The sequence below is a fragment of the Nitrospira sp. genome (genome assembly GCA_024760545.1).
In the GTDB taxonomy this organism is placed as follows: Bacteria; Nitrospirota; Nitrospiria; order Nitrospirales; family Nitrospiraceae; genus Nitrospira_D.
In genome coordinates this window covers 3,077,279-3,100,408 of the sequence record CP060501.1, presented here as the reverse complement: position 1 = coordinate 3,100,408, position 23,130 = coordinate 3,077,279, and the positions used below count along the sequence as shown (strand labels likewise).

27 protein-coding genes are annotated in these 23,130 nt (G+C 56.2%); 19 read left to right on the top strand and 8 right to left on the bottom strand.

What is annotated here, in order from left to right:
- Positions 1 to 35 precede the first annotated feature (35 nt).
- Entirely contained in the window at positions 36 to 1,820 is a 1,785-nt protein-coding gene (locus H8K03_14655) for a glycoside hydrolase family 15 protein (GenBank protein ID UVT19042.1), read from the top strand.
- Positions 1,821 to 1,972: 152 nt separating this feature from the next.
- On the top strand, positions 1,973 to 2,977 hold the full coding sequence (locus H8K03_14650; GenBank protein ID UVT19041.1) for a cysteine synthase A: 1,005 nt from the start codon (positions 1,973 to 1,975) through the stop codon (positions 2,975 to 2,977).
- A 148-nt stretch (positions 2,978 to 3,125) separates the two neighbouring features.
- Here the strand turns inward: H8K03_14650 and H8K03_14645 are convergent, their stop codons facing one another.
- Positions 3,126 to 4,100 carry a serine acetyltransferase gene (locus H8K03_14645; protein UVT22492.1) on the bottom strand — a complete coding sequence of 325 codons (975 nt, stop codon included), beginning with the start codon at positions 4,098 to 4,100 and terminating at the stop codon, positions 3,126 to 3,128.
- A gap of 125 nt (positions 4,101 to 4,225) precedes the next feature.
- On the opposite strand from H8K03_14645, the gene H8K03_14640 reads away from it, so the two are divergent.
- Positions 4,226 to 5,446 carry a PepSY domain-containing protein gene (locus H8K03_14640; GenBank protein ID UVT19040.1) on the top strand — a complete coding sequence of 407 codons (1,221 nt, stop codon included), beginning with the start codon at positions 4,226 to 4,228 and terminating at the stop codon, positions 5,444 to 5,446.
- Between the two features lie 83 nt (positions 5,447 to 5,529).
- On the opposite strand, the gene H8K03_14635 is transcribed toward H8K03_14640, so the two are convergent.
- Together H8K03_14635 and H8K03_14630 are read right to left on the bottom strand one after the other, a co-directional pair.
- Positions 5,530 to 6,117 carry a GAF domain-containing protein gene (locus tag H8K03_14635; GenBank protein ID UVT19039.1) on the bottom strand — a complete coding sequence of 196 codons (588 nt, stop codon included), beginning with the start codon at positions 6,115 to 6,117 and terminating at the stop codon, positions 5,530 to 5,532.
- A 222-nt stretch (positions 6,118 to 6,339) separates the two neighbouring features.
- Complete coding sequence (locus tag H8K03_14630; protein UVT19038.1) at positions 6,340 to 6,642, bottom strand: antibiotic biosynthesis monooxygenase; 303 nt, start codon at positions 6,640 to 6,642, stop codon at positions 6,340 to 6,342.
- A 104-nt stretch (positions 6,643 to 6,746) separates the two neighbouring features.
- Here H8K03_14630 and H8K03_14625 point away from each other — a divergent pair, with 104 nt between their 5' ends.
- Together H8K03_14625 and H8K03_14620 are read left to right on the top strand one after the other, a co-directional pair.
- Positions 6,747 to 7,709, top strand: coding sequence for a helix-turn-helix domain-containing protein (locus H8K03_14625; GenBank protein UVT19037.1), 963 nt, complete (start codon positions 6,747 to 6,749; stop codon positions 7,707 to 7,709).
- Positions 7,710 to 7,989: 280 nt separating this feature from the next.
- Positions 7,990 to 8,148, top strand: a complete 159-nt coding sequence (locus H8K03_14620; GenBank protein ID UVT19036.1) for a hypothetical protein — start codon at positions 7,990 to 7,992, stop codon at positions 8,146 to 8,148.
- Between the two features lie 58 nt (positions 8,149 to 8,206).
- Here the strand turns inward: H8K03_14620 and H8K03_14615 are convergent, their stop codons facing one another.
- The gene (locus tag H8K03_14615) at positions 8,207 to 8,458 is read right to left on the bottom strand and encodes a hypothetical protein (GenBank protein UVT19035.1); all 252 of its coding nucleotides are present in this window, start codon (positions 8,456 to 8,458) and stop codon (positions 8,207 to 8,209) included.
- 39 nt (positions 8,459 to 8,497) lie between these two features.
- Complete coding sequence (locus H8K03_14610; GenBank protein UVT19034.1) at positions 8,498 to 8,734, bottom strand: hypothetical protein; 237 nt, start codon at positions 8,732 to 8,734, stop codon at positions 8,498 to 8,500.
- Positions 8,735 to 8,754: 20 nt separating this feature from the next.
- On the opposite strand from H8K03_14610, the gene H8K03_14605 reads away from it, so the two are divergent.
- From H8K03_14605 to H8K03_14590, 4 genes are all read left to right on the top strand, one after another.
- Entirely contained in the window at positions 8,755 to 8,913 is a 159-nt protein-coding gene (locus tag H8K03_14605; GenBank protein UVT19033.1) for a hypothetical protein, read from the top strand.
- Between the two features lie 106 nt (positions 8,914 to 9,019).
- On the top strand, positions 9,020 to 9,262 hold the full coding sequence (locus H8K03_14600) for a hypothetical protein (GenBank protein UVT19032.1): 243 nt from the start codon (positions 9,020 to 9,022) through the stop codon (positions 9,260 to 9,262).
- 347 nt (positions 9,263 to 9,609) lie between these two features.
- Positions 9,610 to 9,999 carry a hypothetical protein gene (locus H8K03_14595; GenBank protein UVT19031.1) on the top strand — a complete coding sequence of 130 codons (390 nt, stop codon included), beginning with the start codon at positions 9,610 to 9,612 and terminating at the stop codon, positions 9,997 to 9,999.
- Positions 10,000 to 10,063: 64 nt separating this feature from the next.
- Entirely contained in the window at positions 10,064 to 10,186 is a 123-nt protein-coding gene (locus H8K03_14590; GenBank protein ID UVT19030.1) for a helix-turn-helix domain-containing protein, read from the top strand.
- On the opposite strand, the gene H8K03_14585 is transcribed toward H8K03_14590, so the two are convergent.
- Entirely contained in the window at positions 10,151 to 12,289 is a 2,139-nt protein-coding gene (locus H8K03_14585) for an ATP-dependent metallopeptidase FtsH/Yme1/Tma family protein (protein UVT19029.1), read from the bottom strand. The two genes, H8K03_14590 and H8K03_14585, sit on opposite strands and share 36 nt — an antisense overlap.
- Positions 12,290 to 12,925: 636 nt before the next feature.
- Here H8K03_14585 and H8K03_14580 point away from each other — a divergent pair.
- From H8K03_14580 to H8K03_14550, 7 genes are all read left to right on the top strand, one after another.
- Positions 12,926 to 13,165 carry a hypothetical protein gene (locus H8K03_14580; GenBank protein ID UVT19028.1) on the top strand — a complete coding sequence of 80 codons (240 nt, stop codon included), beginning with the start codon at positions 12,926 to 12,928 and terminating at the stop codon, positions 13,163 to 13,165.
- A 450-nt stretch (positions 13,166 to 13,615) separates the two neighbouring features.
- The gene (locus tag H8K03_14575) at positions 13,616 to 14,017 is read left to right on the top strand and encodes a hypothetical protein (GenBank protein UVT19027.1); all 402 of its coding nucleotides are present in this window, start codon (positions 13,616 to 13,618) and stop codon (positions 14,015 to 14,017) included.
- Between the two features lie 542 nt (positions 14,018 to 14,559).
- Positions 14,560 to 14,880 carry a hypothetical protein gene (locus H8K03_14570; GenBank protein ID UVT19026.1) on the top strand — a complete coding sequence of 107 codons (321 nt, stop codon included), beginning with the start codon at positions 14,560 to 14,562 and terminating at the stop codon, positions 14,878 to 14,880.
- A gap of 311 nt (positions 14,881 to 15,191) precedes the next feature.
- Entirely contained in the window at positions 15,192 to 15,512 is a 321-nt protein-coding gene (erpA, locus tag H8K03_14565; protein UVT19025.1) for an iron-sulfur cluster insertion protein ErpA, read from the top strand.
- A 50-nt stretch (positions 15,513 to 15,562) separates the two neighbouring features.
- Positions 15,563 to 16,771, top strand: a complete 1,209-nt coding sequence (locus tag H8K03_14560) for a ferredoxin oxidoreductase (protein UVT19024.1) — start codon at positions 15,563 to 15,565, stop codon at positions 16,769 to 16,771.
- 184 nt (positions 16,772 to 16,955) lie between these two features.
- Positions 16,956 to 17,846 carry a ferredoxin oxidoreductase gene (locus H8K03_14555; GenBank protein UVT19023.1) on the top strand — a complete coding sequence of 297 codons (891 nt, stop codon included), beginning with the start codon at positions 16,956 to 16,958 and terminating at the stop codon, positions 17,844 to 17,846.
- Between the two features lie 264 nt (positions 17,847 to 18,110).
- The gene (locus H8K03_14550; protein UVT19022.1) at positions 18,111 to 18,803 is read left to right on the top strand and encodes a hypothetical protein; all 693 of its coding nucleotides are present in this window, start codon (positions 18,111 to 18,113) and stop codon (positions 18,801 to 18,803) included.
- A gap of 150 nt (positions 18,804 to 18,953) precedes the next feature.
- Here H8K03_14550 and H8K03_14545 read toward each other — a convergent pair whose 3' ends face one another.
- Positions 18,954 to 19,523 carry an MEDS domain-containing protein gene (locus H8K03_14545; protein UVT19021.1) on the bottom strand — a complete coding sequence of 190 codons (570 nt, stop codon included), beginning with the start codon at positions 19,521 to 19,523 and terminating at the stop codon, positions 18,954 to 18,956.
- Between the two features lie 685 nt (positions 19,524 to 20,208).
- Between H8K03_14545 and H8K03_14540 the strand changes: the two genes are divergently transcribed.
- The gene (locus H8K03_14540; GenBank protein ID UVT19020.1) at positions 20,209 to 20,454 is read left to right on the top strand and encodes a hypothetical protein; all 246 of its coding nucleotides are present in this window, start codon (positions 20,209 to 20,211) and stop codon (positions 20,452 to 20,454) included.
- 230 nt (positions 20,455 to 20,684) lie between these two features.
- Here the strand turns inward: H8K03_14540 and H8K03_14535 are convergent, their stop codons facing one another.
- Positions 20,685 to 21,239 (bottom strand): outer membrane beta-barrel protein, encoded by a 555-nt coding sequence (locus tag H8K03_14535; protein UVT19019.1) that lies wholly within the window; start codon positions 21,237 to 21,239, stop codon positions 20,685 to 20,687.
- 431 nt (positions 21,240 to 21,670) lie between these two features.
- Here H8K03_14535 and H8K03_14530 point away from each other — a divergent pair, with 431 nt between their 5' ends.
- Together H8K03_14530 and H8K03_14525 are read left to right on the top strand one after the other, a co-directional pair.
- On the top strand, positions 21,671 to 21,937 hold the full coding sequence (locus tag H8K03_14530; GenBank protein UVT19018.1) for a hypothetical protein: 267 nt from the start codon (positions 21,671 to 21,673) through the stop codon (positions 21,935 to 21,937).
- A gap of 966 nt (positions 21,938 to 22,903) precedes the next feature.
- A complete protein-coding gene (locus H8K03_14525; protein ID UVT19017.1) occupies positions 22,904 to 23,110 on the top strand; it encodes a hypothetical protein in 207 nt (68 codons plus the stop codon).
- Positions 23,111 to 23,130 lie beyond the last annotated feature (20 nt).

Below are 23,130 nucleotides of genomic sequence, written 5' to 3'. Positions count from 1 at the left end.
TTTACTTTCGAGGATAAATCAAATATGGTCAGAGTGTGTACTCGTACGGACTCATCGGTAACTGCCAGGTTTCGGCGCTGATCAGTGCGGAGGGATCTCTCGACTGGTTGTGTCTCCCGAGGCCGGACAGTCCTCCGGTCTTCGGCAAAATCCTGGATGAGGAGGGCGGCCACTTTTCCATCTCCTCGTCCGCACCCGAGACCGAAACGACCACCACTCAACGATATCTCCCGAACACGAATATCCTGGTGACGACCGTCTCGCTTTCCAACGGGGATTCATACCAGATCACCGACTTTTGCCCTCGTTTTCTACAGTACGGTCGTGTCTACCGGCCGGCCGCGCTGTTTCGCATCGTGGAGCCGCTGAACGGGTCGCCTTCTATTCGTGTCTGTTGCAAGCCGGTTTCCGGCTGGGAGAAAAGCGCGGTCCGTTCTGTCCGCGGCAGCAGCCATCTCCGGTACGATATCCGAGGTGAGTACTTGCGTCTGCTCACCAACATGCCGCTCACGTATCTCTGCGAACAATCACCGGTCAAGCTGACATCGAAGCTCTACTTTGCGTTGACCTGGGGGATCGGCATTGAAGACGACCTGGTCAAAGTCAGCCATGAATTTCTGGACCAAACGACCAAGTACTGGCGAAGCTGGGTGAAACATTGTTCGATCCCGGTCGTGTATCAGGAGGAAGTCATCCGCTCGGCCCTTGCACTCAAACTCCACTGCTATGAAGATACCGGGGCGATTCTCGCGGCCCTGACGACAAGCCTGCCGGAAGAGCCCGGCGGCCCTCGAAACTGGGACTATCGTTACTGCTGGCTGCGCGATGCGCACTTCTCGCTGTCCGCTTTTTACAACCTGGGCCACTTCGAAGAAATGGAAGGGTTCCTGAAGTTTCTGCTCAACGTGGGATATGCGTACGAGCATTCTCAGGATCGCTTGGCGCCGGTCTACACGCTCAGCCAGGATCTGCCCATCCCGGAAACCGAACACGCCAATTGGCAGGGTTTTCTCGGCAGCCGGCCCGTACGGAGTCAGAATCAAGCCGCCGAACATGTACAAAACGACGTCTACGGCGAGATGATTCTCACGCTCGCTCCGATCTTCTTCGACAACCGATTTTTTGACCTGCGGACCAAGGACCACGAGGCGCTGGTCGCGAATTTGGTCCGTCTCTGCGAGCGAAGCATCTCTCAACCGGATGCCGGGCCATGGGAGATTCGTAACGGCTGGAAGGAGCACTCGTTCACCAACCTGATGAACTGGGCCGGGCTCGATCGGGCCTACCGCATGCAGCGTGCAGGCTTTCTCCGTGATTTGACAACCGACCTTGACGCGGCGCGGACCAGGGCGGCGAACGCCCTGCTGCAAGCGACGAAAGACAAGGCGTTGCGGAACGGACCGACCGACGACAGCTACGACGCCTCCCTGGCGCAGCTGGCCATTCTTGGATTTCCGGATCGCGAAGTGTGCGATACGACGATCACGCAGATCAAACAGGCCCTGGCCTTACGCCGCGACGGAAAGGAGACGGGCTTCTTCTTTCGTTACCTGCGACAGGATGACTTCGGAAAACCGCAATCGAGCTTTGTCATTTGCTCATTCTGGGTCGTGCAGGCGCTGGCCAAACTCGGTCGCCTGGCCGAAGCGAAGCAGATCATGAGGCAGATTCTCACCGGAGCCAACGCCGTGGGGCTCTTCGCCGAACACTTCGTGCCGGAAACCCGCCTCCAGCTCGGTAATTTCCCACAAGCCTATTCGCACGTAGGTTTGATCAATGCCGCGTTTGCCGTCAGTCCGCCGTGGAGTGACGTGCTCTAGCACCCATCGATCGGCTGCAACCTCCACTCGTTCAAGCGACCACTACTCGCCCATTCGGCCTCGTCCTTGCGAACCCCCTTGCGTTTTGTGCCGTAAAGCAGTATCCAGAAGAACCACGACTATTGCCGGGATGGAGCTGCAAACATAATCAGATGAATACATCACGCTATCAGGGGGTGGATGGTCACGTCGGCAACACCCCGCTTATCCGCCTCCGCCGCATTTCAGAGCTGACGCGCTGCGAAATACTCGGGAAAGCCGAATTCATGAACCCGGGCGGATCGGTGAAGGACCGCGCGGCGCTCGGGATCATCCAGGATGCCGAGGTGAAAGGGCTCCTCAAGCCGGGCGGCACCATCGTCGAAGGGACGGCGGGGAACACCGGAATCGGCCTGACGATTGTCGGCCATGCGAGAGGGTACCATTCCGTCATCGTCATTCCCGAGACTCAGTCTCATGAAAAAATCGACCTACTGCGCGCCCTTGGCGCGGAGGTGCTCCCCGTGCCGGAAAAACCCTATTCCAATCAGGGCAACTACAACCATGTCGCCCGGCGGATGGCGGAGGAAAAGGGTTGGTTCTGGGCCAACCAGTTCGACAACACCGCCAACCGGCTCATCCACTACCGCACGACCGGTCCGGAAATTTGGGAACAGACCGCCGGGCAGGTAAACGCCTTTGTATCCGCAGTCGGTACCGGCGGGACACTGGCGGGAACAACCCTATATCTTAAGGAACGCAATCCAACGATCACGATCGGTTGCGCCGACCCCTACGGCGCGGCGATGTGGTCGTGGTTTACCAACGGCAACACAGAAACAAACGACGGCGATTCGTTTGCCGAAGGTATCGGCCAAGGCCGCGTGACCAAGAACCTCGAGGGGATTGCGGTTGATACCGCCTGGCGCATTCCCGACCAGGAGGCGCTTACCATTCTGTACCAGCTTCTGCGCGAAGAAGGGCTGTTTCTCGGCCTATCTTCCGGCATCAACGTCGCCGGCGCGGTTCGGATGGCACTCGAGCGCGGACCGGGCCAGACCATCGTGACGATCTTGTGCGATTCCGGCGCGAAGTATCAATCGAGGATCTTCAACCCGGAATGGCTGGCGGCCAATGGACTGAGGACCGATTTGTCCATCGAGACCCTTCTTGCATAGTGCCGCGCGGTCGCGTCTCCGAAGACATCCACTCATACCGCATGCTTTTGAGCAGCAGCGATGAAAGCGCAATACGTTTGTCTTCCGATGGGTCCGGATCTCGATGGATCAAAGCCGGCGAATTGGAAAGATATAAACCAGCCGACCGCTACGTCTTCCGGTCCGTGGACGGAGTCTCGATCGGCTTCGAGTGAATGGTCGCTGAGGTGCGCATTTGCGCCTGGACGACGTGACTTCGTGCCGGCACGCTTTGGGTCAGCCACACGTTTCCGCCGATGACGGACGCCCGGCCGATGGTGACACGTCCCAAGATCGTGGCGCCCGCGTAGATCACCACGTTATCTTCCACAATCGGATGGCGAGGCTCTCCCTTGACCAGAACACCCTGCTCGCCTTCTGCGAACCGTTTGGCGCCAAGAGTGACGGCTTGATAGAGACGGACATGTTTTCCGATGACAGTGGTTTCACCGATGACGACACCGGTCCCGTGATCGATAAAGAAGTGGCTGCCGATGTCGGCAGCGGGATGAATATCGATGCCGGTGGATGAATGCGCGATATCCGAAATCAACCGAGCGATCAACGGCGCTCCCAAGCGATGCAGGGCATGGGCGATGCGATAATAGATGACGGCCGTCATGCCGGGATAGCAGAGAAGAATTTCGGACGTACTGGTGGCCGCAGGGTCGCCTCGGAACGCGGCCTGTAAATCGGTGAACAGTAACGCCCGGATTGTCGGGAGTCGGCCTGCGAATTCGCTTGTAATTGCACTCGCTTTGTCAGTAAGCGAGCGGTCGTCCTGCTGGTCTGTATGGGACGCAAACACCAATCCTCTGCGGACTTGATCCTGCAAAAGAGGCAAGGTCTGATTCAGGGTGTGTCCGACAAAATAATCGATGTTGGTCTCGTTGAGATCCGCGCGGCCGTAGTGAGTCGGAAACAGTGCGGCACACAGACCGTCGACGATGCCGAGGAGCGCCTTTCGTGACGGCAATTTGTGAATCCGACCTTGATGCCGGATGTTGTGCGTGAGTTCACGTGAGGCGCGCAGTTCCGTGACGATCTGATCCAAGTTCCAATTCGTCGCCGGAGTGTCCTGCCGGTGCATCGTGTCGTCGTCCATAGCGTTGACGAACAATACCACGCCGGCCTTGGTGGAAGCCATTCTGATCAGGTGGAGCCGGTGAGTGGAGGAGCACGCCTGTGGCGCACGTTGCCACCTCCTTGATAGAGTGGAGCGGCTTTCCCATGAAAAATCGCCTCACCCAATTGATGAGTTGGCTGCATACATGGATCGGGCTTCTCTTTGGATGGCTCTTGTTTGCGGTATTTCTTACCGGAACACTGACCGTATTCGACGCGGAGATCACATCTTGGATGCAACCGGAGTTGCTGGAGATCTCTTCGGATACCGGTCAGATCGATGGATCTATACCTTGGCCGGCCCAGCTGACCTCGCAGCCTGCACCTGAGAATCCGGACGTTTCCCCCGACAGCCCTCTTCTCCGCATGGTCAAGCTCCAGGAGAAGCGGACTTTCTCCGGGCAAACAGTCGACCCCGTCACGGGCCGCATGGTGATCTTCCGCGACACCCAGGGAGGCGACTTCTTCTACCATTTCCATTATGGATTGCTATTCGGATGGCCCGGTGCATGGGTGGTGGCTGCCGCTGCGCTCATGATGCTCATCACCCTCGCCACAGGACTGTGTAGTCATCGATGGGTGTTCAAGGACGTCGTGATGCTTCGCCTCCGGCCTTATCATCCACGCGCCTGGCTGGATGCGCACAACCTGACCGGCACCCTGATGATTCCGTTTCATCTGATGATTGCGGTCACCGGTCTGATGATTTTCTGGTCAATCTATATGCCGGTGGACGTCCCGCTTCTACGAGGCAGCGAGGGCATCTTGCCGCTGATCTCTGTGCTGCACTTCGCACAATTCGGGGGCAGTCCGATGCGCTGGCTCTATTTCATCATGGGGTTGACGGCCACGGTCATGATTGCGACAGGACTCGTCTTGTGGACCATCAAGCGACAGAGATCCCAGGCGGATTCACGCGGAGTAGGCTACAGCGTTGTTGAAGTCCTCAATGTGGCGACTGTGGCCGGGTTACCTGTGGCCATAGCCGCGTTCTTTTGGGCGAATCGACTCTTGCCGCTGGCATTGAGTGAGCGATCGTTCTGGGAGATCCGTTGTTTCTTTGCCGCCTGGGCGCTCTGTCTTGCCCATAGCCTGTTGCGACGAGATTCCATCATGGCCTGGAGAGATCAACTGTATGGGGCGGCACTCCTGTTAGGATTCTTGCCTCTGCTCAATGGACTCACGACAAATAGCCATTTGTTGATGACACTACCGAGGGGGCAATGGGCGCTGGCAGGTGTCGACCTGACAGGGTTCACGGTGGGGGTATTGCTCGGCTGGACTGCCCGACGCGTAGGGCAGAGGCTCCCAACCAGAGCAGGTTGAAGACTTCTACCGGCGGTGTCATTGAGGGATGAGTCTCTGGAACACGACATACGAGGCAGTAGCCAAAAAACCACGGAGAACGCTCATTCGGAACGAGTACGGCTTGAGCGTTGATCGAGTAACTCAGCAATGTATGTGGCGAGCCGACGAAAACGGGCCAGGTCCTTCTCGTACATCGCATAGGGCTGACAGTAGTGCACGGAAAGCACTCCGATCATACGACCAGCGTCGGTCAGCAACGGCGCAGAAGACACGGCTCGAATCCCGTCCTTGAGCAAGACTTCTATGGCGGGTTGGGAAAAGTGCTGGCTGGTCGTGACATCCTGGACATGGATGGCACGCCGCGTTTTCCATGCCGCCAGGCAGCACGTCTTCTCGTCAACGACGACCTTGAAATAGTCCAGGAAGGCTTGGCTGAAACCGCGATGGCTTTTCAGGATTAATCGCTCACCGTGAGCGAACTGAAGGTTGGCGCGATCAGCATTCATCACGGACACCGCAGCCTCCAGGGAAAGAGCGTTATGACGGTTGGACCATTTCGTGCCGAGCCGTTCGCACCAAGACTTGGACCGTGATTCTGCGGTATTTTCCCGAGCGGCGATGGTTTTTTGAACCGTATCAGACAACCCGACAATCAGGCCACGGTCGAATGTGGTTCGTTTGTTTGGCATTGAATGATAAGGGAAAAGAATGGTCGCGGAATATGCACCAGCACCTGAAGCGCGTCAAGGTAACTCGAGAAGAGATTGGACAAGACGGTGGCGGCCGCGACGATCAGAATAGCCGCCAGTATAGTCGATCAAGCAATGCGGGTCTTATAGAGTGTCCGTATTGCTCCCGCGACATCCGCCTCGTCCTAGCCTACCGGAACCACGCTATCCCAGTCGGCAACCCTACTGCGAAATCTTCGCGGCCAATACATCGACCTGTTCGATCTGCGGTGGTTGAGCCAGCAGCTCAGGTGCCTTTGCCATCAGTGCTGCCGCAATTTGTCCAGCAAGATGCGCCTTACGCCCCGTCTCATCGGTAAACGCATCAAAAATGCCAAATGTGGCATGTCCCAATTTAAGGGCAAACCAAATCGGCGTGGAGGCTTCTTGATTCGCCAGGGCAAGGCCATCTTCGAGAAAACGACCCACTTCCGCTTCCTTTCCCGGTTTGGCCTGCAACCTCACTAACAATGCCACTCGTACCATGTTGTCCATCCTTTCTGAAGTTGAACGAATTGCTGTGGGCATCCTAGCGCGTGGACCGAACATGGTCTATTGGCAAGAATGCCAATTATGATACAGTTCTGGCCATGCGAATTTACATCCTTGCACTTCAGGACACTTTCGATACTGGCTTATCCACCCTTCTTGACACTTTCAGCGTGGCGAATGAACTCGCCGCATCCTCGAGGACATTGACGACACACTTCGATGTCACCATCGTGGGTGTTCGCTCCCGAGTGACCACGAGTCACGGCCTGTCGATCCCGGTGGAGCCGGCGACGGGGCTTGCTCGTCCCGATGTCGCCCTGGTTCCTGCCATGGGGGCGAAGATGCCTGATACGTTGCGCATCATGCTCGCCCGACGGGAAATAGTGGACGCACAGAGCTTCCTGCGGGGATGGTTCCAGCGAGGCACCATGCTTGGGGCTGCCTGCACGGGCACGTTCATCCTTGCAGGAACCTCCCTGCTCAACGGCCATCATGCGACGACTTCGTGGTGGCTGGCTCCCTTCTTTCGTGAACGGTATCCGCATGTGATGCTGGACGAGTCACGTATGATCGTCCACTCGTCACCATTCATCACTGCCGGCGCCGCGCTGGCGCATCTCGATCTGGCCTTGTGGCTCGTGCGTCGCCGTAGTCCCGCGTTGGCGGCGCTGACGGCTCGTTACCTCGTGGTTGACCCGAGACCGATGCAGGCGACCTTCGCCATTCCTGACCACCTGGCTCACGCAGATCCGTTTGTGGAGCGGTTCGAACGGTGGGCCCGGCGCCGTTTGGCTGACGGCTTCTCGCTCCATGAAGCCGCCTGTGCGGTGGCAACTAGTCCAAGGACGCTGACGCGTCGACTCCACGCCGTGGTTGGGAAGTCGCCCCTCGCATACTTTCAGGACATTCGCATCGAGCGTGCTGTCCACCTGCTACAGACCAGCGACCACAGTATTGACGAGATAGCTGCCCAGGTCGGCTATGCCAGCGGGGTAACGTTGCGAACCCTCATCCGACGCAAAATCGGCCTCGGGGTGCGCGAGTTGAGAGCGCGTGTCTGATCGCGCTCTGGGGATCGTCCCGACTAGGCCTTGCAGCACGAGTTCATTGTCGCTGTGCAGGGCGCCGAGGCAGAGCACAACAACGCGTATTCAGAAGAGTCGTCGCCATTGAGTTCCACCGAGGAGGACCCAGCTAGGGATATCCCTAGTTGAGCGGAGGGTTCTACAACATTATACGTAGCACCCAGACAGGAGAACTGCATCTCATCTCAAACATTGCATTTGTCAGCAAACTTCTCAACTTGACCGCCGTCATTGTTGCAGAAAGAGCGGCTTTCTTATGATGTTGCGCGAAGAGATTAGGCAATTTATGATCGCCTCGGAAAACTTGCTCGACGGCACCATGAGAGCCGAGGAACTGACCAGCCTCGATCTGGAGCTTATCCAGTACTACCTGTTTGAGGTTGCTCAGAAGTATCCACCTATCTTCCCAGGCTGACCTACGACCAAATCTTCGCCAGCAGAAGCCCACTTCACAACCTCCTGGGGTTCACGGATTAGACTTTTGGTGAATTGGGGTCTATCCCGTGTGACTTCAGCCAACTCCAATCAGAAACTTGGTCGATCTCGTGCTTGGTTTCGGCGGCAATCTGGAGAATTCTCCCCTGCTCACGAAGCTCTTTCATTTCCTCAGCAACGAGATTGCGAAAACCTGGCTCTTTCTTCTCGAGCGCCTCAATCACGGCCTCACACTGCAGTTGTAGACGAGTTAAGCACCAGACAAGGCTAGCAAGAGATTCACCACTCATGACTCCTCCCATGGTAAGCGCCTCTGCACATTTTTGGGATTATCCAACCGAAGAGCCGGGAATCTTGCCATCAACGATCTGTTGGCCATAGGCAATGCATTGGGCGGTGGCTTCGTCCTCAGTCGTATGCCGACCCGTCGACACGAAATGACGACTGTCCTCCTCGTCGTCGGTCGGCCATGAAATGAAGACATTCAACTCCCACTGGCCGGTATCCACGAGAAGCCGAGGCGCGGGCTGGATGGTATATCCTTTGTAGGTCACAGTTTTAGTCATCGTGCTCAGGAGGTTGCTGGATGGAATGCCTCACTGTGACCCCGTTCATTGAGGAGAACCGCATGCCAGGTTACCGCTTCACGGCAACCGGGACATTTGACCGCTTGTTGACCGGCGCGTGGGTGGGCAGACGCCCACCAGAGTGGGTTGAAGACTCCTTCCGGCAGCGTCCATGGTGAATGAACTGCCGGCACGCGCAAGCGAGGTTTGGAGGCGAGGCGCTCAACCCATCGTTGAAGGCCGACTCGGCTCCTCTCTCATATTCACAATCGAAGGGGAAAGTGCTTGCCGCATAATATCAAACTTACGAATGGGTTACATCCTACGACCGTCGGGTATCTTCTTCCATTTCGCCGTAATCACATCCCGCAGAAGGTCCGCATTGCAGGCCAGGGGACGTTGTACATCTCCGTCCATGACGATCCTTCCCCGGCCGAGATCTTCCTTCGAGTGAAAGGTACCGACAGCACCCCGGAGTTGATCGGCCCCTACGACGTGATCGCCCGTCTGATGAGCATTGCTCTGTAGCACGGCGCCATCCCTTGAGAAACTCGGTGATCTCCTCACGAGCGCCCAATTTACCCAATGCGGGCCTGTCTCTGGACAGAACCGGCTGAAACACTGCTCCAGTTTGCCGGATCTAATCGGCCGGCACCTATTGGTGGAACACTGCGGCCGTGAGCAGCTCGCGCATGTGCTCTGCCCTCCCACTGAGATCTCGTAGGATGGCGCGATTACTAATGGCTACGTTCGGCAACTGTAGAAGGAGGATTGATCATGAGAGCAGGCTCCAGACAATCTGGACAACCCTCCCCTAAAAAAAGAAAGACGAGCACGCGGCATCCAGATGGTGAACTGGAGTTTCGCCCAATCAGGTGTTTGATCCGACCGTCATTGCATCAGCCTTGGAGCGCGCCCATGGGATGATCACCGTCGCGACAGGCTTACTCAATTGCAGCATGCAAACGATCTATAACGCCGTCCGTTCCTATCCCGAAGTCAAAGATACATTCTACGATGCGCACGAACCATGTCTCGATCGGGCAGAGCTAGCACTGCTTAAGGCAATCAACAACGGGCAAGCTTGGGGGATTTGCTTCTATCTTAAAATCCAAGGGCGGAAACGCGGCTCTGTCGAGAAGGTCGACGTTGGCGCGGCTTCGTCGACCCTCAAAGAGTTGGTGTTACTCGCACAGAAGCGGCGGGCGAAACGCGAACAGAAGCAACCGGAAGGGAAATGCGTGAGACCGTCCATGCCTGTGTAGAGTTTGGGGTGGACACAGTACCGGCTTATTAGATCTGGGTGGTCTCTGGTGCTGACCGAGTGAAGTGGCGAAGATCTGCCGGGTGTCGAGGGCCACGGTCTACCGCTGGATCGAACAAGGCAAAATGCAAACGATCCTCAACGGCGCCCGTTCACGATTCAACACGATGAGATTGGGCGGGTTCTAACTGGGTAATGATTGGGTCAGCGCTCCTGCTACCCATACCAGGATGGGGCAACATCCCAGTCTCCAGGGCCGGCGCATGGGGGAGCCCCGTAACCTCGAGAATCTCCTGTTCGTTGAGTGTCTCCCGAGCGAGCAAGGCTTCGGCAAGCAAATCGAGTTGCTTGCGATGCGCGCTGAGGAGCCGCCTGGCTTCGTCGTGACTCTCACCGATAATCCTGAGTACCTCGGCATCGATGGCTTTGGCAGTCTCCTCGCTGAACGGCTTCGCGTCTCCGTAACCGTTTAAGCCGCTCAGATAGGGGTTCTCCCTTGGGGCGAGCTGCACGAGCCCAAGCCGCTCACTCATACCCCAACGTGTGACCATCCGACGGGCAAGACCCGTGGCTTGCTCAATGTCGTTTTCGGCCCCAGTGGTCTTCGTCCCGTAGACAATCTCCTCGGCTGCACGCCCTCCCAGCATTCCGACGATCCTCGCGCGTAAATAGGCTTCCGGATAGTTATAGCGGTCGCTGTCGGGGCGCTGATAGGTTACGCCGAGCGCCTGCCCGCGTGGCACGATCGTAACCCGGTTCACGGGGTCGGCGCCAGACACCACGAGACCGAGGATGGCATGTCCACCCTCGTGATAGGCAATGCGTTCTCGGTCGGCCCGGCTCATGAGAATCGGGCGTTCTGGGCCGAGCACGATCTTCTCTAGTGCGTCGAGGAAGTCCTTGTGACGGACCTCTTGTTGCTCGCGGCGAGCTCCCAGCAGCGCGGCCTCATTCACCAGATTCTTGAGGTCGGCCCCTGAGAGCCCTGGCGTCATTGCGGCAAGATTTCCAAGGATTGCATCGTTCGCGAGCGGCACGTTGCGAGTGTGGACCTTGAGGATTGCCTCCCGCCCGGTCTTGTCGGGGAGATTCACGACCACGCGCCTGTCGAAGCGTCCAGGGCGCAGGAGCGCTTTGTCGAGCACGTCCGGTTGGTTCGTCGCCGCCAACACGATGATACCTTCTCGGCTCGAGAACCCGTCCATTTCGGTCAGGATTTGGTTCAAGGTTTGCTCCTGCTCGCTGGATCCGCCAATCGCCATCTGTCCGCGGGCGCGTCCAATGGCATCGAGTTCGTCGATGAAAACAATCGCGGGCGCATTCTCCCGCGCTTCCTTGAAGAGATCCCGCACCCTCGCTGCGCCCACTCCCACGATCATCTCCACAAACTCCGCGGCACTCATCGAGAAGAAGGGCACCCCCGCCTCTCCTGCCACAGCCTTCGCGAGCAGTGTCTTCCCGGTCCCCGGCGCACCTATCAGCAGCACGCCTTTCGGAGCAGTCCCTCCGAGGCGGGTGTACTTTTTGGTATCCTTGAGGAAATCCACGATCTCGATCAGTTCGTTCTCAGCTTCGTCGATGCCGGCCACGTCGTCGAAGGTGATCTTCGCATTCTGCTCCTGGTCATACCGGCGGGCTCGACTCTTGCCCATGCCCATCACTCCTCCACCCATCATGCCGCCGCCTTGCTGCGCTGCCCGACGGAAGAGCCAGATATAAAAGCCGATGAAGAGCAGGCCCGGGCCAAAGCTAAAAAACACCGTCACCCATGGGTTGCCGCCTTCTTGAATCGGTTTCGCGCTGATCTCGACCCCATTCGTGATTAAGAATTGTTCCAAGCTAGGGTCTACGAAGGAAGGGAGTGTAGTTGTGAACACACTGATTACTTTGGTTTCGGTGCCGGAGACCGCACCACGCTCGTTCGTGGTTTTGGCCTCGCCACTGGACGCCGTACTCTTTTCACCCAACGGTGGATAGGTGATAGCTGTCGTGAAGCGGCCCGTGATGGTGTCCGCCTGACTGTAGATCGCCGCGACGTTGTTCTTCCCTACCTCCTGCTTAAAGAAGGTATAGGGCACTGTGACTGGCGCTTCCTGGCTCGGGATCAGAAACCTTCCGAGTAAGAAGTTTGCGACCAGGATGAGCACGAACCAGAGCCATGTCTTACGCGGCGGCACCTTCATCTGCTCGGTGCTCTTTCGAGCACCTGGCCCGCTGTCGGTTGGCTGGAGGCGCCTGGTTGGTGTGGAATCGCTATTCTTACGTCGCGTCTGCTGTTCCGTCACGCGCATGGTGACCTCCTCAGACGCACTGGCTCGTAGCCGGCGGAGATGTGTGCAGTCTTCCTCGACCCTAGCACTTCCCCTACTCGCATAACAAGTTCACTCTGGTGCTCCGATTAAACGGTGGACAGGGAGCAGCAGCACATCCGGTGATCAAGGCCGCTGTTCCGGGCAATGATTGCCGTGGGAACGCATCGGACCCTTAATGAAGAAAGCGTTGCCAACCACCGTATGATCCTCCCACAAATTTCGTCAGCACGCGGCGATTTAGTGTAACGAATCTGGATGGGGCGTCGTACTAGGAAAGGCCATAGGGCGAGAACGCGAGCAGCCAACATCGATCGAAGGAGAGAGGCTCCAATGCACAAGGGGAAGCAGTGAGGCGTCAGGCTTCCAACCCATCCACGGTGTTCCCCAGCTCCCGATTCGGTGGTCTCATAGGTGAATGATTCGATACTAAACGGAGGTTCTATGGAACACCGGCAACATTGATGTTTGTAGTTGGATGGCTGAAGTCCCGAGTTGGCGTGACTCAGTAGAGCCTGGTCGCATCCGGCCCATCTTGTATTCGTTCCCTCCTGAGCAATTGTGCACAGACGGCAGCCGTCCCCTCCAGTATGCTTCTCCACAATGGAGAAGGTGTGAATGCTGCCACGAGCGAACACAGTTCCGTCATGGCCGTTTGAGAGGCGCGAAGGCGTTGAAGGCAGCGGCATGACCCTGAGAGGCAAAGCCGACGTGGAGAGAGTGACTGGGCTGCCGAATGAAGCGCTGGCCACGGAAGTTATCTCCATCCTCCGCTACAAGCGGCATTACTTCATGACCACCGGGATTAATTCTCGCCACGTGAATGCCGAAGCCCTGGCCAGTCCCGTGAGGGCCTGAGTCTCCAACCGAACCCGTCTCGCTCGGGCCCGCCCAGGGATACATGCCACAGCGGGCTGATCACCCGCGGCACAAGTCATGAGGGTGAAAGTGCATGTCACGGTGGCGCCTGGTGTTTCATACGCGCGCCCTTGGGCGCAGGAGGAGGAGATATGCTCTGTCGACGCTGTCGCGGACTCCTAGTACAAAACACCTTCGGTGAATGGAACGCCGAGACCAACTCTTTAAACATGGCCACACGCTGCATCAGTTGTGGGTGTATCGAGGATGCCGTCGTTCGTGCGAATCACCTCCATAGTGGGGGGAGAACGCGCGGGATCTCGCGCAGGAAGCATGCCTCTCAAGCTCCTGGCTCGATGCGATGAATGGATGGTAATGGTCACCGTGTAGAGTACGGAACAGGTCGATTGATGGACAATGAACATATCGTTGTAAATGAAGGAGGGCTCCATGTTTCTGTATATACTTATTCTTGGAATCGTTATTGGATTGCCCGTGTCAGCCTTTGCTCAATTTGAGGATAGAGGTGAGTATGTGGAAGTGTCGAGAGGTGTAAAGTTGTGTCCCAATGCTGCCCTAGACGCCTCGAAAGGGACGCTCGATCCGAAGAATCGTTTCTGGCGCGTCACGAGCAAATCGCGGGCCAACGGCACGCAATCCGTGGCCGCATTTGTTCTCGAAAGTTCATACAATAGCCAAAGCGGCGAGACCACAGACGAGCCACGTCAATCCAATGCTGGCTATGCCACATTGTTCAAGAGGGCCTTGGAGCATAAGGGCATGCTGTTGATGGTCAGTCCAAGAGATGGTGAAATTGAAGCGACGGTCGAGATTTGCCCAAAAAAGAAATAGGGTATTTGCTTCCATTGAGGTACACCTAGGCCATCTGCATTTCACTGCCTGAGGGTCAGGCACCACTACACTGTTGGTCTTTCTTATAGACCACGACAGCCGCAACTTCCACGCCAAGAATCGCCGCACCGAATATCAGCCAGTTTGGATCCATCATGTCTCCTTCCGTGTATCGCCTAAACTCACAATACACTCCATACTCTGGAGTGTATCTCCCTAGGATGAAGAAGGAGTGAGAAGGGGATGAAGAATGGCTCATGAGCGTGTGCAAACCATCCCTTACCCATAATACCGCTTGACTCCGGTGCTGAATGCGCCCAGGGTGATGCTATGACGTATTGAACCGCGTCGACTGTCCCATCTCTCGCGCATTCCCTTTTCCCACTCCGGCGCGTCTGATTCCTCAGTCTCTGCCTCCGTTTCTTCGAAGGACGACCGTCATCGGATCCAGCGATGCAAGAGGCGAAAGCGCCTTTCACAGTGTTGGTGTCTTCTGCGCCTGAGGTCCACGGGGCACAGACCATGACAGAGGAGGAGTAATCATGATGACCACGATCATAACAAAAGGAGCAGCCCTCTGGATGGTGGTGCTGCTCGCAGCCCTATCCCTATCGTCAATTCCGCCTGCTCAAGCAGAAGATTCGCACGTGAAAGGAACGATGATTTCACCCCCGACAGAAGAGCTTGCTGTTCCGATCGGAGAACGTGCTGTCGTGGCCTCCGGGGCAGCGGAGGATACGCTCACGGCCTGTAAGGCCAGAATTCCTGAGTTGGCCAGCGCCGGGCAACACCTGTTGGCTGATCAAACCTGTGCAGGGGAAGAGGAGACGAGAAAAACGATCCGGTCGGCACCGAAATTTTGAAGGGGCACTCTAACCCCACATGATGGGAAGGTGATGGGGGAACCGAAGCATACGGGCACATTCGGAGGGAAGTCAAACCGGAGGTGATGAACATGTATCAGATTTATAGCCTAGTCGCGATTGTCGTGCTGTTGTGGAGTATCACGATCTGGAGCTCGATCCCGGAGGAAGAGAAAAATAGACAGTCTTGATGGGTCGTATGACAAGCGGATTCTTCCGGCCAATTATCGAGACATGTTGGTCTTCATGCGGACGATCATCGATCGTGCTGACGTGTGCTGAACAAAGTGTACCCATAGGAGGACGTAACAATGATTACGATTACAAGCAAAGCCGAAGAGAAGATGCGGGAGCTGATGCAAGAGGACAAGGAGACCGTCGGTCTCCGAGTATATGTCAAAGGCGGTGGGTGCCATGGCTACCAGTACGGGATGGCCTTCGAGTCTGCAACCGGCGATGACGACACGGTGATCGAAAAGGGTAACCTCAAAATCATCATGGACTCCCAGAGTGCCCCACTGCTCGCCGGCTGTGAAGTCGATTTCCAGGACAGCGTGCAAGGCTCAGGCTTTGCGATCAAAAACCCACAAGCCAAAACGACGTGTGGGTGCGGCAGTTCGTTCAGCGCCTAACAACAGCGCCAGATCGCCGGCCACCACTGTCGACAGGAAGGGAACAAGCTATGGACACCACAGCCATCATCGGAACCAAGAATAAGAAGGGTCAAGTCATCACCGATCCACGCGTGATGATGAACGACGCGCCTCGCACACCATCATTTTTTACCGGCAGTGAAGTGATTAAGGAAGCCGTCAAGCGCGCCAACGTCGACATTATGGTGGCCTATCCCATTACGCCCCAGAGCGAGGCGGCCGCCCTATGCGGCGAACTCTTTGCCGAGGGGTATATCGGCGATTATTTCCGCGGGGAGAGCGAATTTGCCGTCATGTCACAGTGCGCCGGCGCCGCTTTCGGCGGGGCCAGGGTTTTCACGACCACCGCCGGGCCGGGCACCATGCGGGCCATGGAAAACTTTCCGATGTGGGCCGGATCCAGATTGCCGATCCAATGTATCGTGACCTGCCGCGGCATCAATTCTCCCCTGTCGATCCAGCCGGACACGATCGAGATCGCCTACCTCATGAATACAGGCATGCTCGTCTGGCATGCGGAAACCGCACAGGATTTCTATGATTGGATTCTCAAGGGATATATGGTGTCGGAAGAGCCGGATGTGCATTTACCGTTGGCCCTCTGCTGCGACGGCTTCTTCGTGACCCACACGAAGGACGTCGTCGGCCTGACTCCCGCCGAGATGTGCCTGCCACCGTACGATCCCTATCGTTCACCCGTGCCCTGCATGGATATGGAGTGTCCACCGGTCCGGATGATGCGCGATCCCTTTGTGATGAAGAGCAACTACATCAGCTACGCCACGCACGCGAGTTGGCAGCAGGAAGTCTGGGCCGCCGCAGAACGGTCGCGCAAGCACACGATCGCCTGGCTGGATGGGCTGATCGACGTCGAAGACGGCGATGCCGACATCCTCATTATCTCCTCGGGAACCGCCGTTTCCCAGGGGCGGGAAGCTATGCGCCTGCTGGCCGATGAGGGGGTGCGCGTTGGACTCGTCAAGATCAAGACCTTGCGCCCTTGGCCGGAAGAAGAACTTCGCGAAGCGACCAAGCATGCCTCACACATCATCGTGCCCGAGTTCAATGTCATCGGATGGATGGCCAAAGAAATCAAAGCCACGATCCCCAACAGCGAGCGTGTCGTCGCCGGACCACGTGTCTGCGGGGGCATGACCTTACCACCGGAAGTGATCGTGGAGGAAGTCAAGAAGGCGATCGGGATGCGATCCGGAGTGCTGGCGGGGCGCGGTGGATGAGCATACCCGGCCGCACCAGGAGGGGATAACTAGACAGCGTTGAAGAACTTGTCACGAACCGGCGAAGCGTTGCTCGTCGAAGTCGCCGCACAGGCAAAGGGAAAGTGCCGTGGCAACGCCATCGACTGTGCAAGAGATATCCATTCGACCGCAACTGCGGATAACAGTGAAAGCGAGGTGTCAGATGAGTCTCGATTACGTAAAGTTCACGCCAGGATTCGATACGTTCATGCCGAAAGAATACCGGGATATGGTTGAACACGGACCTTTCGGGAAGAAAGCAACGGTGTCGCAGATGGGCAGCTTCAAGGAAATCCTGGAGGAGCATCCGATGTGCGCGGGCTGTGCCATGACTCTGTTCATCCGGCTGGCGATTGTCGCCTTCCCGAACCCAGAAGACACGATTACAGTCGGGACGGCAGGATGCGGCCGGCTCGCCATCTCTCAGGCGGCGATTCCCTTCGTGTACGGCAACTATGGCGACCAGAACGGCGTCGCCAGCGGGTTGTCGCGCGGGTTACGAATCCGATTCGGCGACCAGCCCAAAGATGTTGTGGTGATGGCCGGTGACGGCGGAACCGCCGACATCGGATTCCAGCAGGTCCTCCATTCGTGGTTTAGGAAGGAACGGTTCACGACGATCATGCTGGACAATGAGGTGTACGGGAATACGGGCGGACAGGAAAGCGGTATGACCACCAGAGGGGCGGTGCTCAAGATGGCCCCGCTCGGCAAGAAGTTCGAGAAAATGGACATGGTCAGCATGGCCAAGATCGCCGGCTGCGCGTATATTGCCACCGTTGTGCCGAATAATCCGCGGCGGGTGGAAAGCTGCATCAAGAAGGCCGTGCTGATCGCGCGCGAGGTCGGTCCGACGTATATTCAGGCCTATACGTCCTGCAATATCGAATACGCGATTCCGACCGACAAGGTCATGGAAGATGCCAAGACCGTAGAGGACGATCGATACAAATTTACCGAGTATGTCAGCGAAGACGCCAAGGCCTATCTGGCTGATCGATATGGTTACAAGGAGTTCATCCAGAAGCCGGTGGCGGCTCTCACGAAGGTGTAATCACATGGATAGGGGTGGAAGGATTCCAGAGAAGGCCCACACGGCTCCCTCAAATCCTCCACCCTTCAGCCGATCCCCCTGGTGATGGACCTGAGAAGAGAAGAATTATAACGGACATGTCATTACTTAACAGCACTGCAAAGCCAGGCTCGTCGAGACGTCGACGCGTTTTTCGACCTCTTCAGTGAAAGATGAGAACAAGCACTCGACACTGGAACGGAGTTCCACTGAACCGATACAACGTTTAGCATGGGGGGACAGATCATGCCGACACTTGATATCGATTGCCCTAACTTGCCCGATCTTGAATTCACTGTGTTGATCACGGCACTGTGCACCTCCCGTGGGATCGTTCTGAATATCTCTGACCAGTTACGCACAAAAATCTTTGACCGCTGCTGGGTGCTGATTGACGAAAGCCCCCCTCCCCGCAGGCCTGAGAAACGGGTGCTAGACTTTACATCTTGGACCCCGGTAACGCTGGACGCGATGGTCGAAACCATCCGCAGTATTCTCACGGAAGCCGGTATCCGGACACTCACCTGGGGTCATTCTGCAAGCGAACGGACGCAAGTAAGTACATCGGGATCACAGCCTCTGATCGATCGATTCGAGCAATTGCATGCTCCGCTATCCATGGCGAGTGACACGGCCAGTAGAGAGACGGTGCTGGGTGCACCAGAACGCAGGGATAACGCGGGACCAGACATTCGGCAGTTAGTTGCTCAGATAGACACCTTGATGGCTGCATTGACCCCGGCAGTGAAGCGTCGTGCCGCAGACCTCGTGGCGAGTGGAAAACATTTCGAGACGGTGGGCAAGTTGCTGGAGGGAGTCGATATTCTACGATGCAGGGGAGAGATATATCTGACGTGGGCTCGCCATTATGCCGCGCTAGCTGATGACCACGGCGAAGAGACTGCAGAGACGGATGGGAGTTGGATCGTGCCCAGTTGATTACTAACACGTCTTCTGTTGTTCTATCCTCGTCATCCTCTTCAGATCCCCTCTCCTTGCGTGAAGAGCCAGGAGCAGTACTAACGGTGAATGTCCAGCGTCGTCAGCGATCCATTCGGTGAGACGAGTATCCGTCGTTCACGCTTGAGTTCAGATGTTAACCCACCCAGCGTGCGTCCGAAGCAACGCCTGGGGATGAGCGCTCATGATGTCAAACATGGCAGTCTCCACACATTCGGTCGAGGCATAGCCACATAACGCGATCACTGGAGATTCGGCGATGACAGCCGTGGCCCGGCGCTCATAGGTCATAAAGGCCTGGCGACCCTCTTCAGACGTAAACGGCCCTGGCCCCCCCGCCAAACGCACACGCTCATATCCAAGATGCCGAGCCATCGAAGGTAAGGCGGCCAGCCGACTTCGGGACCTCCCCATGTCCAACGCGCCATTCGAAAACCAGCAGTCTTCCGCAGACATGATCTTCAGCTGCTTCGTGGCTTGCAGTCTCGGACCGTTCAGGCCGCAATACAAGAGTTCGTCGAGAGCGAACGCAATGGTCAATGGTGGGGGAAGCACCCAAACACAGAACTCATTTTTGACGATGCCCGCTTTCAGAAAGGAGGCGGTCACCTGCAAATACTCTTGGGGCCGCCGATAAAACAAACAGAGATGCGATCCCAACCGAATGTTATGCGCACCACGAATCCCACTTACAGGCATGGAGATACCGCCATGCGAGCGATAGAGGAGTCTTTTTATGGTTAAGCAAAGGATCGCCTTGTGTGATGCGTGCATCCATAGCAATGGTCTTGTCGACAGAGCAGTGGGCGACCTTAGACCGGTACGGTAGCATTGCCCTCATACGGGAAATGGTCAAAAGTGCACGCGATTCACGGTTCAATTGAATCCGCCAGACTGGGCTCGTATGTGATGAAATTGGCCGGGCCTGGAGCTAGCGAATGCAAACTAACCCCCTCACGCCTAGAGCGGGACGCTGAACGGGCTCTCACGAGTGGTTGTGAGGACACCGTAATGAGGCTCTCTATGGCCGCCCAGACGTTAGAAAAGCTCCGAGCCAAACAAGAATGGATTCCGTGATCAGCACACAGCCTTCCTCCGCGAACCGTCTCTGATCCAGACCCGCCGCCATCATCCTGAGGAATTAATCGCGACCGGCCAGGGACGTCGACCGTCGTGCAGCCGCTTCATCGCAAGGCTGAACGGAAGCTAGCTCTGATCAAGAAGCTGGAGCATCTTCAAAACCTTGTCGCTACCGTGTCTCTGGATGAAAAATGGCTAACGAAGCGCTTACGTGATGAGCTGGACAGTCTCCCGTCATTGTTCGGGCGGCATGTCGATCACTCCCGTCAGATGCTCAGAAAACTCCTAGACGGCCATACTCTGTGTGAGCCGATACTGGAGGCGGGAAGGCCGGCTACCCTTCACGGCAACCGGGACGTTTGACCGCGTGTTGACCGACGCTTGGGAGGCAGACGCCCATCAGAGTGGGTTGATGACTCTTTCCGGCGGCATCAATGAGGGACGCGCCGCCGGTACGCACGAAGTGCGGTTTGGTGGAGGCGAGGGATACCCACCGTCGTTGGCTCCCCGGTTTCGCTTTCATATTCACGGGATTGCTCTGGCCGCCTAGGGGGCTTGTCAGACAGCCCCGGGGCCTAAAAAGGGAAATCCGACGGCTAGCGCCTCACGCCCACGACACCTTGTTCAACGCCATGGCGCTGACCGAATCTGCCCTATCGCAGCCCGTTGGCGCACAGTCTAGGAGAGGGGAGGTAGTGGGGCGAGTGGCAACGGGGAAACAAAGATACCGCATCAGAGAGTTCCCAGAGCGTATGGGAACCGAGAGTCATTCATAATGGATCAAAAATGATAGCCGACGCCACCGGCAACGATGTGCACGTTATAGTCAAAGGACAAGGAAAGTGGACTTCCCCCAATATTGCTATGTTCGATATGCGCGTGATTGTATTTCCACTCCGTGAACAGTGAGAGGCTCTGAGTCACGCGATATCGAATCCCGACTTGAGTGTTCAGTCCTACATGCATGGTGGCATCGCCATTATCTCCAGTTCTAAGGTTGGAAAAGAACAAACCGACCCCCACTCCCGCATACGGTTCGAACGCCCCTGCTTGATACCGGACTAAGAGGACCACCGGTGCCCATGTCACGACACTATGCGTAAACCCTGACAACGTACTGGTGGTGCCTCCTATGGTCGCCCCTTGTTGCTTAAGATGAGGCGTTGCATTGAATACCTCGGTTTCGATGCCCGGATTGAACCGCCCTAACTTCACCTGATCGAAATAATACCCGAGTTTTCCTCCATAGATCAGGGAGTTTTGCAGCGCAAGATCACTCCCGCCGACTCCACCTCCAACTCCACTCCACTTCACGTTGCTCGCGTCATTAGGCATGTGAGCTCCAATTTGACCAGCAACATACATTTCTCCCTGTACGGGGTGGCTGAAGAGCAGCAGGGCGAGTCCCCCCATGATCACAGGACTCCATCGAGGAACAGCCCATGAACGATTCATCTTGCACTCACTCTTTCTCCGGCCTTCCGATCAGTAGCGATCCAATCAACAGGCCGGGAACTTGACTTGGTTGGAGGAATGGAAATGCAACTACTTGGCCTAGTCGTTAAGGCCACGGCATAACTCCAAGACGATTCAAGTCAAACCTTTTACGAGTGCGCGGATCGGTGCGAAGGGCGAGTTTCTGTGAATGTATGGGGCAATATGCGACAGGTGACAGGCTGTGCTGTAGCGGCAGCTACTATATGCGAGCCAGGGCGAATCGTCACTCTGCATCGAACTGGCACACTTGGCACTCGATGGAGGCCGGCATGCGCCCAGAGGACGATGAGGAAAGTGACGAGCGGAAAGTGGTAAGGCTTCTTGAAGTGGCCGAGGAAGACGATGTGCTCGAACTCGAGGATGGGAGGCGACTAGTCGTTGCGCCTGGAAACATTCCCACCGCTTCGCTCTGGCTACCGACCGCAACACTCGAAATCACGGAAACTGGCGAGGACGTGTTTGACCTTCTTGTTCAATTGCAGGGTGCCACCCGGGCTGTACGGGCTCGATGGGATAATCTTAAAGAGATACTCTGAGTCCGGTTCTGCAGAGTAGTTAGCTCATCGAAGTCAGTTGTTAAAATTCGCAGACTAGGTAACTACCGATCTTCGTTGCCGAATGTGCCTGAGGTCGTCAAGATATTTGATTCAGTTCATGACAGCCTCCTAATGCCTTTCTGACTTCCGCGTATACTAGTCGGTACGCGCAAATCCTTTTTGGCGCAAATTCTGTGAGAGATCTTCGGCAACGTTGGCGAAAATGTACCGCCATGCACCGATTGTGTCTATCCCGCCTCCGAAGATGGTCCGTTTCGAATCAATGGTCCCAACTAATTGGCCCTCCTGGTGCAAATTACACTGAATCGTTAGGCGAGTGGCCCCCCAACCAGGGAACAGAATCCGCTTGAACGCGTTTCCTTCCTCGTAGTCAAGAATCTTGCAATCACAAACTAGCTTCCTTGAGAAGGTGTTATTCCACAAGAGGTCTGCTCTTTCTAGTTGGCCTCTCAAAGCCTCTTGTAACATCGTTTCAAGGCGCATGTCCGACTCGATGGTCTTGCCACTGTTGCTGACGACTTTTCCCACTTCGATCCCGGTTGTTGAATCAGGAGTGAAGTTATTCAACAAATTTAGCCGGTGATCTACGATAGTCGAGCATGCGCTCAACGACAGAACCATACAACCCAGCACACTCGCTCTGAGCCCTAGCTTGACTCTACCGATATCAGGCATTGCATCCTCCAAGACTGAATAGAAGGCCTATGGAAAACGAAAGCAACGGCTGGATCCTCTTGCTATTCCAGACGATTTCCAAAGCCACTGAACATTCATAGGGATCATCAAAACGCTATCCTGGGTTACAACACTCGTTAATACATTCCATGAATTCTAATTGGATTTCAGAAAACGAACTTGAAGGGCGAATGTACTTGCAGAGAAGGAGGAAGAGTTATCGTTAGTCAGAATACTAATACGTGAGCCTCATTATAGTTCCGGGATCACATGGCAGCGTTTCCTCATGCCTGCAATGCAGAAAAAGCCATTCAACGCGACGGCACCAAGAAGCAACGGAAACGGCCTCAACCGGAAAGGCTGGGGCTCGAGGCTTGGCCTCAATTACGAAAAGACAATAAAGAGGCCAGCAAGTCAACCGAAGAAAAGAACACCTGCGGGTTGATGACTCTTTCCGGCGGCACCAATAAGGGATGAGCCGCCGGCCCGCGCAAGCG